General features: G+C 31.6%; 16 protein-coding genes. 5 read left to right on the forward strand and 11 right to left on the reverse strand.

Annotation, left to right across the window (positions count from 1 at the left end):
• Nucleotides 1-26 precede the first annotated feature (26 nt).
• Nucleotides 27-1925 (forward strand): amidophosphoribosyltransferase, encoded by a 1899-nt coding sequence (locus L1S33_RS02765; protein ID WP_240561138.1) that lies wholly within the window; start codon nucleotides 27-29, stop codon nucleotides 1923-1925.
• A gap of 71 nt (nucleotides 1926-1996) precedes the next feature.
• Here L1S33_RS02765 and L1S33_RS02770 read toward each other — a convergent pair whose 3' ends face one another.
• The 11 genes from L1S33_RS02770 to L1S33_RS02820 form a co-directional block, all read right to left on the reverse strand.
• Nucleotides 1997-2497 (reverse strand): DUF1761 domain-containing protein, encoded by a 501-nt coding sequence (locus L1S33_RS02770; RefSeq protein ID WP_240551093.1) that lies wholly within the window; start codon nucleotides 2495-2497, stop codon nucleotides 1997-1999.
• Between the two features lie 110 nt (nucleotides 2498-2607).
• Nucleotides 2608-3594: a DUF4837 family protein gene (locus L1S33_RS02775; protein ID WP_240561139.1), complete on the reverse strand. Its 987-nt coding sequence runs from the start codon at nucleotides 3592-3594 to the stop codon at nucleotides 2608-2610.
• Nucleotides 3595-3642: 48 nt separating this feature from the next.
• Complete coding sequence (locus tag L1S33_RS02780) at nucleotides 3643-4980, reverse strand: lytic transglycosylase domain-containing protein (RefSeq protein ID WP_240561140.1); 1338 nt, start codon at nucleotides 4978-4980, stop codon at nucleotides 3643-3645.
• Between the two features lies 1 nt (nucleotide 4981).
• Nucleotides 4982-5743: an exodeoxyribonuclease III gene (locus L1S33_RS02785; RefSeq protein WP_240561141.1), complete on the reverse strand. Its 762-nt coding sequence runs from the start codon at nucleotides 5741-5743 to the stop codon at nucleotides 4982-4984.
• Nucleotides 5744-5968 carry a hypothetical protein gene (locus L1S33_RS02790; protein ID WP_240561142.1) on the reverse strand — a complete coding sequence of 75 codons (225 nt, stop codon included), beginning with the start codon at nucleotides 5966-5968 and terminating at the stop codon, nucleotides 5744-5746.
• 1 nt (nucleotide 5969) lies between these two features.
• On the reverse strand, nucleotides 5970-6626 hold the full coding sequence (locus L1S33_RS02795) for a 3-oxoacid CoA-transferase subunit B (RefSeq protein ID WP_240561143.1): 657 nt from the start codon (nucleotides 6624-6626) through the stop codon (nucleotides 5970-5972).
• Nucleotides 6627-6631: 5 nt separating this feature from the next.
• On the reverse strand, nucleotides 6632-7333 hold the full coding sequence (locus L1S33_RS02800; protein ID WP_240551088.1) for a CoA transferase subunit A: 702 nt from the start codon (nucleotides 7331-7333) through the stop codon (nucleotides 6632-6634).
• Nucleotides 7334-7409: 76 nt separating this feature from the next.
• Nucleotides 7410-9719, reverse strand: a complete 2310-nt coding sequence (locus L1S33_RS02805) for a transglycosylase domain-containing protein (RefSeq protein ID WP_240561144.1) — start codon at nucleotides 9717-9719, stop codon at nucleotides 7410-7412.
• 1 nt (nucleotide 9720) lies between these two features.
• The gene (locus L1S33_RS02810) at nucleotides 9721-10224 is read right to left on the reverse strand and encodes a gliding motility lipoprotein GldH (protein WP_240561145.1); all 504 of its coding nucleotides are present in this window, start codon (nucleotides 10222-10224) and stop codon (nucleotides 9721-9723) included.
• Nucleotides 10199-11563 (reverse strand): PSP1 domain-containing protein, encoded by a 1365-nt coding sequence (locus L1S33_RS02815; protein ID WP_240561146.1) that lies wholly within the window; start codon nucleotides 11561-11563, stop codon nucleotides 10199-10201. The genes L1S33_RS02810 and L1S33_RS02815 overlap by 26 nt, the downstream gene beginning before the upstream one ends.
• 278 nt (nucleotides 11564-11841) lie before the next feature.
• Nucleotides 11842-12450, reverse strand: coding sequence for a hypothetical protein (locus L1S33_RS02820; protein WP_240561147.1), 609 nt, complete (start codon nucleotides 12448-12450; stop codon nucleotides 11842-11844).
• A gap of 108 nt (nucleotides 12451-12558) precedes the next feature.
• On the opposite strand from L1S33_RS02820, the gene L1S33_RS02825 reads away from it, so the two are divergent.
• The 4 genes from L1S33_RS02825 (at nucleotide 12559) to L1S33_RS02840 (ending at nucleotide 15166) form a co-directional block, all read left to right on the forward strand.
• Nucleotides 12559-13122: a TetR/AcrR family transcriptional regulator gene (locus L1S33_RS02825; protein ID WP_240551083.1), complete on the forward strand. Its 564-nt coding sequence runs from the start codon at nucleotides 12559-12561 to the stop codon at nucleotides 13120-13122.
• A 68-nt stretch (nucleotides 13123-13190) separates the two neighbouring features.
• Nucleotides 13191-13742 (forward strand): carboxymuconolactone decarboxylase family protein, encoded by a 552-nt coding sequence (locus L1S33_RS02830; protein ID WP_240561148.1) that lies wholly within the window; start codon nucleotides 13191-13193, stop codon nucleotides 13740-13742.
• A gap of 70 nt (nucleotides 13743-13812) precedes the next feature.
• Entirely contained in the window at nucleotides 13813-14469 is a 657-nt protein-coding gene (locus L1S33_RS02835; RefSeq protein ID WP_240561149.1) for a DsbA family oxidoreductase, read from the forward strand.
• A gap of 31 nt (nucleotides 14470-14500) precedes the next feature.
• Nucleotides 14501-15166: a peroxiredoxin-like family protein gene (locus L1S33_RS02840; protein ID WP_240561150.1), complete on the forward strand. Its 666-nt coding sequence runs from the start codon at nucleotides 14501-14503 to the stop codon at nucleotides 15164-15166.
• Nucleotides 15167-15180: the final 14 nt, after the last annotated feature.

The following is a 15180-nucleotide window of genomic DNA, read 5'->3' on the forward strand; positions in this document are numbered from 1 at the left end:
AACAACACAACAAAAACAACACAATAATGAGTGACGCCATTAAACACGAATGCGGTATTGCATTAGTTAGATTAAAAAAACCATTACAGTTTTACAAAGACAAATACGGTTCTGCTTTCTACGGAATTAATAAAATGTATTTGTTAATGGAAAAACAGCACAACCGTGGCCAAGACGGAGCTGGTTTTGCAAGTGTAAAGTTTAATGTAGAACCTGGAACTCGTTACATTAGTAGAGTTCGTTCTAATAAAACACAACCTATACAAGATATTTTTGCTCAAATTAACGATCGTTTAAACGGTGTTTTAGAGCAAAATCCAGATAAAAAAGACAATGTTGCTTGGCAAGAAGAAAACATGCCATACATTGGTAACCTATTCTTAGGACACGTTCGTTATGGTACCTTCGGAAAAAACTCTATAGAAAGTGTACATCCTTTTTTACGTCAAAGTAACTGGAAACACAAGAACTTAATTGTTGCTGGTAATTTTAACATGACCAATTCTAATCAATTATTAGAAGAATTGGTTGAACTAGGACAACACCCTAAAGAATTTACAGACACAGTTACTGTAATGGAAAAAATAGGGCATTTCTTAGAAGATGAAGTTTCTGAGTTATATTTAAAAGCAAAGGAAAAAGGCTTCAGTAAAAAAGATGCTTCACCTTTTATTGAAGAAAATTTAGATTTACAAAACGTACTAAAACGTTCTTCTAGAAACTGGGATGGTGGTTATGCAATGGCAGGTTTAGTTGGTCATGGAGACGCTTTTGTTTTACGTGATCCAAACGGAATTAGACCAACGTATTTTTATGAAGATGAAGAAGTTGTTGTTGTTGCATCAGAAAGACCAGTTATACAAACAGTTTTTAACGTTGAGATTGATAAAGTTCAAGAATTAGAGCGTGGACATGCGTTAATAATTAAGAAGAGTGGAGAAACTTCTATTAAGGAAGTATTGGAACCAAGAGAGAAAAAATCTTGTTCTTTTGAGCGTATTTATTTTTCTAGAGGTAGTGACGCTTCTATATATGAAGAAAGAAAAAATTTAGGAAAATATGTATTTCCACAGATTCTAAAATCTATTGATAGCGATATAGAAAATAGTGTGTTTACCTATATTCCTAACACAGCAGAAACCTCTTTTTATGGAATGATGGAAGCTGCAGAAGATGTTTTAAATCAGCAAAAAACGGCAGCAATTTTAGCTGGAAATGGTAAATTAACAAAAGAACAGGTTGTAGATATTTTATCTAAAAGACCTCGTTTTGAAAAAATTGCCATTAAAGATGCTAAATTAAGAACCTTTATTGCTGACGATAACTCTAGAGACGATCTTGTTGAACATGTTTATGATATTACGTACGGTGTTGTAAAACCTACCGATAATTTAGTAATAATTGATGATAGCATTGTACGTGGAACAACATTAAAAAAGAGTATTATTAGAATTTTAGACAGATTAAAACCTAAGAAAATAGTAGTTGTTTCTTCTGCTCCACAAATTAGATACCCAGATTGTTACGGGATTGATATGGCAAGAATTGGTGATTTTATTGCTTTTAAAGCAGCTTTAGAATTGTTAAAAGACACCAATCAATACACTATTGTTGACGAAGTTTATAAAAAAGCAATTGCACAAAGAGATAAACAAGATAGCGAAATTGTAAATTTTGTAAAAGAAGTTTATGCGCCGTTTACTAGAGAGCAAATTTCTGCTAAGACTGCACAAATGTTAAAAACGGAAGATATAAATGCTGACGTTGAAGTTATTTATCAATCGGTTGATAATTTACATGTAGCTTGTCCGGATAATTTAGGAGATTGGTATTTTACTGGAAATTATCCAACTGATGGTGGAAATAGAGTAGTAAACGAAGCGTTTATTAACTTCTACGAAGGAAATAATAAAAGAGCGTATTAATAAGTAAATCTCTTCTTGTAAAATAAAAAATCCAGCTAAATAGCTGGATTTTTTATTTTTAATATTATAATTTACATTCCAAACTTACAAACAATTCCGCCCATAATAGCTAGAGTTACAATCCAATATCCTGCATTAATAGCAACATATTTTACAGATTTTCTTTCAAACATAGCAATAATTGCTAAAATTGGTAATACTAAAAATACTCCTGTAAGTGCTCCGTGTAAAACTCCATGCTTAAAGGTTCTGAAACGATCGCCATAATTAGCTACAAATTCTTGAAAATAAGTGTAAGCAGTTCCAGTGTTCTCTGTAAAACCTGGCTCTCCAGCTAAAGTTGAATAAACACCCATTTGGTGTATTGTTGCTGGTAAAAGAAAGAATGCTAGAATAAAACTAAAAACAAGGCATAAAATAAATGTTAATGTCATGTTTTTACCTTCCATAGATTCTTTTGTAAAACCCATTTCTTTCATCCAAGCATTTCCAAATAAAGGTCCGTACCATAAGAAACCCATTACTAAAGGCACCAAAGCTGCCAATGCTAAGTATAAAAAATTTAATTGCATAATATAAAGTTTTAGTTAATACTCAAATATACATAAACCATTATAAATCAATATAATTAATAAAAAAAGCCAGCAAAATGCTGGCTTTTTAAAAATATAAATTTGTCTAATTATTTTATCTTTAATGATTTTCCAATAGCTTCTAACTCAAAAATAAAATCGCGCTTATTTACTGAAGGCGCATAGGTAAACCCTTCAAAAACAATTAATCTGTTGTTCTTTTTGTCTACAATTGTATAGTTGATAAATGGACCAGCCATGAAATCGTTTTTAACCTCCCATTTTCCACGAGTTTCGTAAGCTTTTTTACCATCAATTTCTGCATCAAAAGTAAATGGAGCATAAGCTTGTTCGGTTATCATATACATGCCTTCATCGCTTCCTGGAATATATTTTTCACCAATTGAATCTCTCATTTTAGTAACATTTTCTGCAACTGTAGCTTCATCTTCTAAAGGTAAAGAATAAATTAAAATATTATTACTTCCATCTCCACGAGCAATACCGCTTTTTAAATGCTGACGTAACCATAAAAATTCTCCTGTATCATCAACCGTTTTAAATATTTTTGGAATTGTTAATGACAAACCTAAATTTTTAGTGGTTTTATATTTTGAATCGTCAAGCTTATTCTTTGCAAAATGACGTTGCATTTTTTTAATGTCTAATGCTTGAAATGTTTTAATAATTTCTTTACCCTTTTGTTGAATTACATTTATAAAACCAGCTTCATCTTTAGCTGTTATAAACATAACAACTTGTGGTTTTGAGTATTTATTTTCTGTAATAGAGAAGCTTTCTTTAGCTCCTTTTTCTAAAACTAAGATAGACTTGCTGTTTCTCATAAAACTTGCAAAACCTGTTGGATCTACTTGTGTTACAGATAATATTGTTTCTGGTTGCGGCAAACCAACTTGGTGCTCTCCAAACACAGTTCTTAATTCATCTCCAACTTTACCTTCCCAATCGTTACCTTTTATTACTACTAAAATTTCATTAATAGTTCCTGTTGCTGTTGGTAAAATAATATCTTCTTTTGATTGCTCACAAGATGAAAATGCAAAAATAACTGCAAATAATAATATTAATTTTTTCATGATAGTTTTTCGTTTAGTTTGATGGTTAGAATCAAAAACTGTTCCGTTTTACATTCTTTTTGGATAAATATACAAACGTTGCCCAATCTTTAATTTTGTGCTTCGCATATTATTCCATTGCTTAATTTTACTAACTCGCACTCCGAATTTCTTAGCAATTTTACCAAGATAATCACCACTTTTTACCCTGTAAGTTGTGCGTTTATCCATTTCAAAATACTTTGGTAATGGTTTTTCTCGCTTGCTATCATCAAAATCTGCCAAGGCGTAAATTTCTTGTTCTTTGTCTAAAAAATCTACGAGTTTGTTTCTTGGTAAACGTACTGAAAATGGTTTGTTTTTTACAAACGGAATTACATCCATTTTGTACTGCGGATTTAAAAACGACAATACTTCATTTTCTACACCCGTTTTTTCAGAAATTTGATCGAAAGTAACGGTTCTTTTTACCTGAATTGTATCTGTTTGAAAGTTGTAAATATCTGGTGCCGTTGGATAAATTCCTAATTCATCTGCATAGGTGAAAATATACATTGTTGCATAAAATGCTGGTAAATAACCTGCGGTTTCTCTTGGTAAATACGGACGGATATTCCAATAATTTCTGTAACCTCCAGAACGTTTTATAGCTTTTAATACATTTCCTGGCCCAGAATTATAAGCCGCTAAAGCTAAATCCCAATCATCAAAAATATCATATAATTGACTTAAATATTTACAAGCTGCAATAGTTGCTTTTACAGGACTTTGGCGTTCGTCTACATAAGAATTTACCGCCAATTTAAACTGTTTTCCTGTTCCGTACATAAACTGCCACAAACCAGTTGCACCAACTCTAGATTTTGCTCTTGGATCTAAAGAAGATTCTACAATTGCCAAATATTTCATTTCAATAGGAATGTCATATTGATCTAAATGTTGCTCGAACATTGGAAAATAATATTGCGCCCTTGCCATTAAAGCTGGATAGTATTTTTTACGGTACTTTATGTAATTATTAATTACCTTTTCTAACGCTTCATTATGGTCTAAATGAAAAGGAGTTGTTGCATTAATCTCTGCTAAACGTGTTTTTAACAAATCTGAAGACACAATACTTTCTACATTTCCAATAATATCTGCATCGTTTATTACGTATTGATTGCTATCAAATAAAGGTGATTTAAACTTGGCTTCTACCAATAAACTATCAATTAGTTTTAAATCGTCATCTGTATAAAATTCTGGTACAACTTCCGTTTGAATTGGCTGAATTGTATCCAATACTTGAAGGTTATCTTTTAGTTGAATAATGGTGTCATTTTGCACAAAAACCGAATCAATAATTGGTTCTTGAGAAAATGCTTGCGCAGAAATTATAAGTAGTAGTAAAAGTAGTTTTTTCATTTTATAAATCGAGTTCTACAGCAATTGGACAATGGTCTGAATGTTTTGCTTCTGGTAAAATATAAGCTCTAGAAATGTTGTTTTTTAACGGTTCTGAAACCATTGCATAATCTAAACGCCAACCTTTATTATTAGCTCTAGAATTTGCTCTGTAACTCCACCAAGAATATTCTTGTCTTTCTGGGTTTTTAAAGCGGAAACTGTCTATAAATCCGTTATTGATAAATTCTCCAATCCAAGTTCTTTCTTCTGGTAAAAATCCAGAAACACCTTTCATTTTTGGATTGTGAATATCAATGGCTTCGTGACAAATATTATAATCTCCACAGATAACTAAATTCGGAATTTCTTTCTTCAAATTATTGATGTATTCTTGAAATTCATCCATATAATTGAACTTATAATCCAAGCGTAGAGAATTTGTTCCTGACGGAAGATATAAGCTCATTACAGAAACCTCGTCAAAATCTACACGTAAGTTTCTTCCTTCAAAATCCATTGATTCTATTCCGGTTCCGTATTCAATATGATTTGGTTTTTCTTTACAAAAAATAGCGACTGAAGAATACCCTTTTTTCTCTGCTGAAAACCAATAATGATATGGGTAACCTGCGTTTTCAAACAATTCTAAATCTAATTGTTCTTTATGTGCTTTGGTTTCTTGAATACAAATTACATCCGGATTTGCAGCTTGCAACCAATCTAAAAAGCCCTTTTTTAAGGCAGCTCTAATTCCGTTTACGTTATATGATATTATTTTCATTTAGTTTAAAAAGATAGGGTTTTTAAGAAAAAGCCAAGTTAATTGCTTTTTTTCTCCTGTTTGTGTTTGAATTTTCTTTACTCTTGGTGATAAAACTATACCAATTCCTGCAGCAATAATTGCTCTTGTAATTGTACTTTCTAAACCTAAAAGTTTCATTCCAAAAAAGAGAGCTACAAATACAATTGGGTAAATTAGGAAATAATATTTTTTTAGAAAATTCATCTTAAATACTCATTTCAGGAATTTCTCCGTTTACAATTAAAGTTCCTTCTGTTGCAGCTTCAATTTCTTTAACAGAAACTCCAGGAGCTCTTTCTAATAAATGAAAAGCACCATTCTTTACTTCTAAAACTGCTAAATTAGTAACTACTTTTGTTACACAACCAACACCTGTTAACGGTAAAGAACATTGTTTTAATATCTTAGATTCTCCACGTTTGTTTGTGTGCATCATGGCAACAATAATGTTGTCAGCAGAAGCTACTAAATCCATAGCTCCACCCATTCCTTTTACCATTTTTCCTGGTATTTTCCAGTTGGCAATATCACCGTTTTGTGCAACTTCCATAGCACCTAAAACAGTTAATTGAACGTGTTTACCACGAATCATAGAAAAACTTGTTGCAGAATCAAAAATAGAACCTCCATCTAAAACTGTTACGGTTTGTTTACCTGCGTTTATTAAATCGGCATCTTCTGTTCCTTCAATAGGAAAAGGTCCCATTCCAAGTAATCCGTTTTCAGATTGAAATTCAACTTCAATTCCTTCAGGAATATAATTTGCAACTAATGTTGGTATTCCAATTCCTAAATTTACATACCATTTATCTTGTAATTCTTTTGCAATTCTTTGCGCTATTTCTTGTTTTGATAAAGCCATCTTTATTACGATTTAGGAGTTACAGTGCGTTGTTCAATTCTCTTTTCATACTTTTCTCCTTGAAAAATACGCTGTACAAATATTCCTGGAATATGTATTTGATTTGGGTCTAAAGTTCCTGCTGGGACTAATTCTTCAACCTCAGCAACAGTAATTGTTGCAGCTCCACACATATTCGGATTAAAATTACGTGCCGTACCTTTAAAAATTAAGTTTCCTGCAGTATCTCCTTTCCATGCTTTTACAAAAGCAAAATCGGCTTTAAATGCCGGTTCTAAAACATACATTTTTCCATCGAACTCACGTGTTTCTTTTCCTTCCGCTACTTCTGTTCCGTAACCAGCAGGAGTATAAAATGCCGGAAAACCTGCTTGTGCAGCTCTACATTTTTCTGCTAAAGTTCCTTGTGGTGTTAACTCTACTTCTAACTCACCCGATAACATTTGACGTTCAAACTCATCATTTTCTCCTACATAAGAAGAAATCATTTTTTTTATTTGTTTTCCTTGTAGTAATAACCCTAAACCAAAATCATCCACACCAGCATTATTAGAAATACAAGTAACATTTCTAACATTTAATTTTACTAATTCTGCAATAGCATTTTCTGGAATACCACAAAGACCAAAACCACCTAACATAAAAGTCATTCCGTCTTTTACACCGGTTAAGGCTTGTTCTACGTTACTTACTTTTTTATTTATCATTTGCTTAGTTGTTTATGTTATTTTCCAATACTTCGGAAAACTTATTTTTATTTTTCTTCCCGCTTAGCGGAAAAAACTAGAAATCTGTCTCTTCTTCGTTCTTTTGGTCATTATTTTCTTCACCATCTTTTTCGTCTGTAGCCGTTTTACTACAATCTAAATTTATTGAAAGATTTTCTGGTTTAGAAAAATTGCTTTTGCTAATTTTTAATGTTTTATCAGCATAACATTTTTCCATAAATAACGCCCATGTTGGTAGAGACATTGTTGCTCCTTGCCCTTTTGTAATTCCCGCAAAATGGGTTGCTCTATCATCTCCACCTGTCCAAACTCCTGTTGCTAAATTAGGCACAATTCCCATAAACCAACCATCAGATTGATTTTGCGTGGTACCTGTTTTACCAGCAATTGCATTTTTAAAATTATAAGGAAATCCGGTAACTGCATCTTTTCCTGAAGTCCAATTAGAACGTAATCTTGCACCAGAACCCGATTGTGTTACACCTTCCATTAAATTTAAAATTGTGTAGGCAGAATCTTCACTTAAAACTTCTTTTGATTCAGGAACAAATTCCATTAAAACGGTTCCGTTTTTGTCTTCAATTCTAGAAATCATCATTGGACTTACTCGTAAACCTTTATTTGCAAAGGTTGAATAAGCACTTACCATTTCTAATAAGCCTAACTCTACAGCTCCAAGAGCTATTGAAGGATTTGCTTGTATTTCTGTTTCTATACCTGCAGATTTAGCTAAACGCGCTACATTAATTGGTGAAACCTTATCTATTAATCTTGCAGACATGGTGTTTATAGAACCTGCTAAACCTTGTTTTAAAGTTAACATTTCTCCATATTTTGGACTAGAGTTTTCTGGTGTCCAATCTTCTGGAATTCCATATTTTCCTTTTGGAATTGTATATAATGTATTTGGAAACTGATCGCACGGAGACATATTTAACTGATTAATAGCAGTTGCATATACAAAAGGTTTAAATGTAGAACCAACCTGTCTTTTTTGCTGCGCAACAGCGTCATATTTAAAATACTTGTTATTTATACCGCCAACCCACGCTTTTATATGACCTGTTTGTGGTTCTATTGAAACCAAACCAGAACGTAAAAAGTGTTTGTAATATTTAATAGAATCATAAGGCGACATAATTGTGTCTATATCTCCTCTATGAGAAAAAACACGCATATCTGTCTTTGTAGTAAATGCGGTTTCTATTTCTTTTGAAGATTTTCCTTGCGCTTTCATTCGTTTATAACGATCAGAATTCTTCTTCTCTCTATTTAAAATTCTAGTAATATCCGATTTTTCAATATCGTAAAAAGGTGCTGTTTTATTTCTTTTTTGTTCTTTAAAAAAGTGATCTTGTAAATTGGTCATATGTTCTGCCACTGCTTCTTCTGCATATTTTTGCATTCTAGAATCAATAGTAACAAAAACCTTTAAACCATCTTTATAAATATTATAAGTTGTACCGTCTGACTTTGGATTATCTTTTGCCCATTTTTTAAGAAAATCTCTTAAATGCTCTCTAAAGTAAGTTGCAGATCCGTCACTATGACTTTCCGGTGTAAAGTTTATCTTTAATGGCAGTTTTTGCAACGAATCTTTTTCTTTTTCCGATAATAATCCATTTTTTTCCATTTGTCCAAAAACTACATTTCTACGACTTAACGATTTCTTTTTAGAAACTTCTCTATGTGGATTAAATTGCCTTGGATTTTTTAACATAGCAACTAAAATTGCCGATTCTTGCAAGTCTAATTCTTTAGGTTCTTTACCAAAATAAATACGAGATGCAGAACGAATACCAGTTGCATTAAACAAGAAACCTTGTGTGTTTAAATACATGGTAATAATCTCTTGCTTAGTGTATTGTCTTTCTAATCTGGTAGCAATAACCCATTCTTTCATTTTTTGAGAAAGTCTTTTAAAAATATTACTAGAACCTCCATTATTAAATAAGTTTTTGGCTAATTGTTGCGTAATTGTACTTGCTCCTCCTCCAGCACCTAATTTAGCAACTGCTCTAGCTAAACCTCTAAAGTCTATACCAGAATGTTCATAAAAACGCTCATCTTCCGTTGCCACTAAAGCTTTAACCAAGTTATCTGGTAAATCTTTAAATAAAATTGGTGTTCTATTTGCTTTTACATAGTATTTTCCTAATGTTTTTCCATCGGCAGAAATTACCTCTGTAGCTAAATCTCTTTTTGGGTTTTCTAACTCATCAAAAGTCGGTAACTCTCCAAAAACACCCCAGGAAGCTAATAAAAACAAGAAGCATATAAAAAGGAATCCGCCTAAAACAAGCATCCAAAACCATTTTATGTATTTTTTAAAACTTGTTGTATTTGTTGTTGTTTTCTTTGTCATTTTATTGTTCAATTTTTTCAATTCTAAATCCTACATCTGTAATTCCTTCAAGCGGAGCTATGCCTTCTGCATCACCATTTTTTCGCATTGCTTGCGCTATTGATAAACTATATTTTCCTGAAGAAGGAAATGTTATGCTTTCTTTGTAAAAAAGTTTATTTTCTTTTATTTCTGAAAATCCTTTACCTAAAAACTGCCCCGTTATATCTGCCATTTCATACTCTAAAGTATCTACAATTTGTTCTCCAGATGGTAACTTTAATTTTGTTACTAAGAATAAATTACTAAATGGATAATGGCTATTGTTTCTTAGGTTGATAAATAAATTTCTACGCGCCAAAGTATCTTCAACAGAAAAATTAAAAACTAACGTACTATCAATTTCCCAAATTCCACTTGGAACAGAAACATAGCTATCAAAAACTCTTTTGGAATCGCAAGAAACCAAGAGTATTACAGCAAAAAGAACTGTAATTAACTTATTCTTTTGGCTTGTCTTGACCATTTTTATTCACTGTTTTTTTGCGTCGATTGTTATTTTTTCTACGAGGTTTTTGACCTGTAGTTTCTGCCTTTGGCTGTTGTTGCTTAGGTTGTTTTTGCTTAGGTTGTTGCTTTTGAGGCTGCTTCTTTTTAGGTGGATTTTGCTTTGGCTTATTTTGGTTGTTATTTGCCTTTGCAGTAGCTGGTTTACGCTTGTTTCTATTATTTTTACGCCTGTTGTTTTTTCTAGGTTTTTTAGGCGTATCAAAACGTGTTAAACTATCTTGACCTACAACATTTTCAAAATCTACTTTTGCCTCTACAACTATGTCAGATTCGTATTCTTCTAACGATAGGCCTTTTTCATTATTGTTGTTTAATGCTATAATTTCATTAACCTGTTCTAAGGACAATTTGAACCATTTAAAGCTATCATTTTTGTAAGTGTACCAAAGCATATTTTGAAAAATATCCATCTTAACATAAACAGCTTCTCCTTTTTCGGTTTTCAAGATTTTATCTTGCTTCGGAAAGTGTTTTAGCGCATCTAAATAAGTGTCTAATTCAAAATTTAAACAACATTTTAACTTACCACATTGTCCTGATAATTTTAACGGATTTAATGATAATTGCTGGTAACGAGCTGCTGCAGTATTTACTTTTCTAAAATCGGTTAACCAAGTAGAACAACACAATTCTCTACCACAAGAACCAATACCTCCTAAACGTGCTGCTTCTTGGCGCATACCAACTTGTTTCATTTCTACACGAATAGAAAACGCACCTGCTAAATCTCTAATTAATTGTCTAAAATCTACACGTTCATCTGCTGTATAATAGAATGTTGCTTTTTTACCGTCTCCTTGATATTCTACATCAGAAAGCTTCATTTTTAGCTCTAAACGACTAATTATTTCTCTTCCTTTTCGTTGTGTTTCTAACTCCTTGTCTCTAGCCGTTTTCCAAATATCTAAATCTCTTTGAGAAGCTTTTCTGAAAATTTTCTTAACGTCTTCGCTATCTGCTTTAACGTTTCGTTTCTTCATTTGCACCTTTACCAACTCGCCACCAAGAGAAATAACTCCAATATCGTGTCCTGGAGAACCTTCTGTTGCAACAACATCTCCCATTGAGAGTGTTAAGTTTTCTGTGTTCTTAAAAAAGTGTTTTCTTCCGTTTTTAAAACGGACTTCATAAATATTAAATGGAGCTTCGCCAGTTGGCAAAGTCATGTTAGATAGCCAATCAAAAACAGCTAATTTACTTCCACTTCCGCAAGCACCACCTGTTCCGCAATTTCCGTTACTTTTACATCCTTTTGGCACACCATTTTCGGTTGTACCACAATTTCCACACGCCATGTATCTATATATTTTGAGGTTTTTAGTTTTTTTCCGAAGAAAAAATAAAAACTCTTTGTATTAATTATTTGATTTTTAGAAAACTACAAAAAAAGTGCTGTTTTTCTTTAATCAGTAAATATACGCATTCTCAAACAATGAAAAAATAGGTTTAAAAAGTTCTTACTGTTTCTTTTAATTTCTACTATAAATCAAAGGTAATCAGTAAGTTTTTAAGAAGTTTTATTCTTTTAGAATTTGAAAGCATTAATTTAGAATTCGTATAAAATTTTGATTTTTTAAAACTGAAATCCAAAACTTACACCATAACCTCTTGCGGTTAAATTCCCAGGGTTTTCATTTAAATCTAAAAGTGGTTTTTTAATACCATAAAAATTATAATCCCAAAAAACATTCATAGTTAAAGTATAATTTGGATCTTTATCTATTGGAAATTGAAGTCCTAATCTGAGGTTTCCCATCGCAGAATTTATTTTTTCTGAAACTGCAATGTTTTTAGCTAGTAAAGCATACATGTTAGCGTTTTCGTAATCTTGAAAATAATAACGAAACATTCCACCAAGCTTAACGGCAGAAATTGATTGTTGAGATTGGTATTGAAAACCACCAACTGCACCTAAGGTAAACTTCTTAAATAACGGATAATTTACAGTGTATAATACTCCAAAAGAAAGTTTATTGTCAAGCTCACTTTGTTTATATTTAATTTCTGAAGGTAAAATAAGTTCTAATTCTGCGGTTTGAATCCATTGTTTTTCAAGTGCATAATTTGTAGCTGTTGATTCTTTATCAACTTGTTTTGCGGTGTTTATTCCGTCTGAAACAGTAAATTGAGCAAATGTTGAAATTGAAATCAGTAATGCGAATACTAATGTAATTTTTTTCATAAGTAGTTTTTTGGTTTCAAGTTACTCCACAACTTTTATTCCAAAAAACTGTTAAATGTTTTTTTTATTACTAAACGATTGTTTAGTTTTGTGTCGTATTTATATTCAATGGCTAGAAAAAAACAATATAACGAAGACGAAGTAGTAGAAAAAGCAATGAACCTTTTTTGGGAAAATGGTTATGAAGCTACTTCTATGCAAATGCTTGAAAAAGAAATGGGCATTAACAAGTTTTCTATATATTCTAGTTTTGGTAATAAACACGGTTTATTTTTAGAAAGTTTAAAAAAATATAAATCTAGAAGTAATAATGTTTTAGAAAAATTTGGAAAAGGAACAAACGGAATAAAAGATATTAAGCAATTTTTTTACGATTCTGTAAGTTCTAATTTTAAAACAGACGAAATAAAAGGTTGTTTTGTTACCAACACTTATAATGAGTTTTCTGTAAAAGAAGATGAATGCATTCAAAAACAAATGAGTGCATTTATGGATAACTTAAAATCTATCATTATTAAAAAATTAAAAACCGATACTTCTAAAGATGAAGAGACTATAACAAAGCAAGCTAACTATTTATTATTGGCAAAAAATGGTTTGGCTGCTGCCGCAAGAGTAAATACAAAAAAAGAAATTGAAGATTACATAGAAATGGTCTTCAAAAATTTATAAACATTTTTTTTACACAATAACTAAACGGACGTTTAGAAATAATTAACAGAATAATAAAAACAAGAATTATGACAACTTTAAAAGTTCACAACATCGAAACTGCTCCAGAAGGAAGCAAAGCATTATTAGAAAACTCTCAAAAAGCTTATGGAATGATTCCTGGTTTACACGGTGTTTTAGCAAGTTCACCTCAAATATTAAAAGCATATCAAACAATACACGAGTTATTCACGCAATCTTCATTTAATGAAGAAGAATTAACGGTAGTTTGGCAAACAATTAATGTTGAACATGCTTGTCATTACTGTGTTCCTGCACATACAGGAATTGCACATATGATGAAAGTAGATACAAATATTACAGAGTCTTTACGTAACGAAACTCCTTTAGAAAACGCTAAACTTGAAGCTTTACGCACAATGACATTGTCTATAGTTAGAAATCGTGGTAATGTTTCTCAAGCAGATTTAGATGTTTTTTATGCAGCTGGATACGAAGAAAAACATGTTTTAGATATCATCTTAGGATTATCTCAAAAAACAATAAGTAACTACACAAATCATATTGCAAATACACCTGTAGACGAAGCTTTTCAAAAATTTGCGTGGTCAAAAAAATAAAAAGTTGTAGAAAAACTAGAACAAGGCGCAAGGTGTACTTAAAATTAATGAACTTACAGAATTTTAAATTATGACAGATAAATTAAAAATAGATATCGTTTCAGACGTAGTATGTCCTTGGTGTACTATTGGTTACAAACGTTTACAAAAAGCAATTGACGAACTTGGAATTGCAAATCAAATTAACATTGAATGGCAACCGTTTGAGTTGAACCCAAATATGCCATCCGAAGGTCAAAATGTAAACGAGCATATTACCGAAAAATATAGATCGACTAAAGAGCAACAAAAACAATCGAAAGAAATGATGACAGAAGCTGGTGCAGAACTAGGTTTTAAATTCGATTATTTTGATGAAATGCGAATGGTAAACACTTTTGACGCTCATGTTTTATTAGAATATGCAAAAGACTTTGGTAAACAAACCGAATTAAAAATGACTTTAACCAAAGCCTTTTTTAGCGACCGTAAAGATGTCTCTAAAATAGCTGTTTTAAAGGAAGCACTTTTAGAAGTTGGTTTAAATGCTGATGAAGCATTATCAAAATTAGATAATGAAGACGCGCGAACTAAAGTAAGAATCATTCAAAATCAATGGAAAAATATGGGTGTAAATTCTGTACCAACTATTGTTTTTAATCGTAAAAGTGCAGTTACAGGAGCGCAACCAGTTGCAACTTTTAAACAAGTATTAACGGAGTTAATTAAAGAACAACAATCCGTTTAATATAAAAGCCGATTGTAAAAAAATATAAATCATGGAAAATAATAACAATAAAGGTGAGTTAGATGTTTTATTAGACGTAAAACGTAGTGAAGGGGCTGCAAAATTCTCAGACGAAAAGAAAAAAATATATGCAGACGGAATTACAAGTGTTGCAAACTCTGGAGTTTTAGATTCGGCTTTAAAGGTTGGTGACAAAGCGCATAATTTCACTTTAAAAAATGCATTAAATGAATCGGTTTCTTTATATGACGAATTAAAAAACGGACCCGTAATTTTAACTTGGTACAGAGGTGGTTGGTGTCCATATTGCAACATTACTTTACATGCATTACAAGAAAAATTACCTGAGTTTAAACAAGAAGGTGCTACACTTTTGGCTTTAACACCAGAATTACCTGATAACTCACTAAGTACTTCAGAAAAAAACAATCTAGAATTTACAGTTTTAAGTGATTTAGGAAATACAATTGGTAAAGAATATGGAGTAGTTTTTACATTAACAGATGATGTTGCTACTATTTACAATGCTGGTTTTGGACTAAACAACGTAAATGGAGATACAAGTAATGAGTTACCTTTAGCTGCAACCTATGTTATTGATACAAATGGAATTATTAAATATGCTTTTTTAGATGCTGATTATACTAAAAGAGCTGAACCTAATGAAATATTATCTGTTTTGAAAAAAATTAAATAAAAAAGCTCACATTT

Source organism: Tenacibaculum aquimarinum (genome assembly GCF_022478115.1).
GTDB classification, from domain to species: Bacteria; Bacteroidota; Bacteroidia; order Flavobacteriales; family Flavobacteriaceae; genus Polaribacter; species Polaribacter aquimarinum_A.

Coding starts and splice junctions, on each gene's coding strand:
- L1S33_RS02810 (WP_240561145.1), bottom strand. CDS start 10,224: ATGGTCAAGACAAGCCAAAAGAATAAGTTAATTACAGTTCTTTTTGCT.
- L1S33_RS02830 (WP_240561148.1), top strand. CDS start 13,191: ATGACAACTTTAAAAGTTCACAACATCGAAACTGCTCCAGAAGGAAGC.
- L1S33_RS02775 (WP_240561139.1), bottom strand. CDS start 3,594: ATGAAAAAATTAATATTATTATTTGCAGTTATTTTTGCATTTTCATCT.
- L1S33_RS02840 (WP_240561150.1), top strand. CDS start 14,501: ATGGAAAATAATAACAATAAAGGTGAGTTAGATGTTTTATTAGACGTA.
- L1S33_RS02815 (WP_240561146.1), bottom strand. CDS start 11,563: ATGGCGTGTGGAAATTGTGGTACAACCGAAAATGGTGTGCCAAAAGGA.
- L1S33_RS02780 (WP_240561140.1), bottom strand. CDS start 4,980: ATGAAAAAACTACTTTTACTACTACTTATAATTTCTGCGCAAGCATTT.
- L1S33_RS02795 (WP_240561143.1), bottom strand. CDS start 6,626: ATGGCTTTATCAAAACAAGAAATAGCGCAAAGAATTGCAAAAGAATTA.
- L1S33_RS02765 (WP_240561138.1), top strand. CDS start 27: ATGAGTGACGCCATTAAACACGAATGCGGTATTGCATTAGTTAGATTA.
- L1S33_RS02820 (WP_240561147.1), bottom strand. CDS start 12,450: ATGAAAAAAATTACATTAGTATTCGCATTACTGATTTCAATTTCAACA.
- L1S33_RS02770 (WP_240551093.1), bottom strand. CDS start 2,497: ATGCAATTAAATTTTTTATACTTAGCATTGGCAGCTTTGGTGCCTTTA.
- L1S33_RS02825 (WP_240551083.1), top strand. CDS start 12,559: ATGGCTAGAAAAAAACAATATAACGAAGACGAAGTAGTAGAAAAAGCA.
- L1S33_RS02785 (WP_240561141.1), bottom strand. CDS start 5,743: ATGAAAATAATATCATATAACGTAAACGGAATTAGAGCTGCCTTAAAA.
- L1S33_RS02800 (WP_240551088.1), bottom strand. CDS start 7,333: ATGATAAATAAAAAAGTAAGTAACGTAGAACAAGCCTTAACCGGTGTA.
- L1S33_RS02790 (WP_240561142.1), bottom strand. CDS start 5,968: ATGAATTTTCTAAAAAAATATTATTTCCTAATTTACCCAATTGTATTT.
- L1S33_RS02805 (WP_240561144.1), bottom strand. CDS start 9,719: ATGACAAAGAAAACAACAACAAATACAACAAGTTTTAAAAAATACATA.
- L1S33_RS02835 (WP_240561149.1), top strand. CDS start 13,813: ATGACAGATAAATTAAAAATAGATATCGTTTCAGACGTAGTATGTCCT.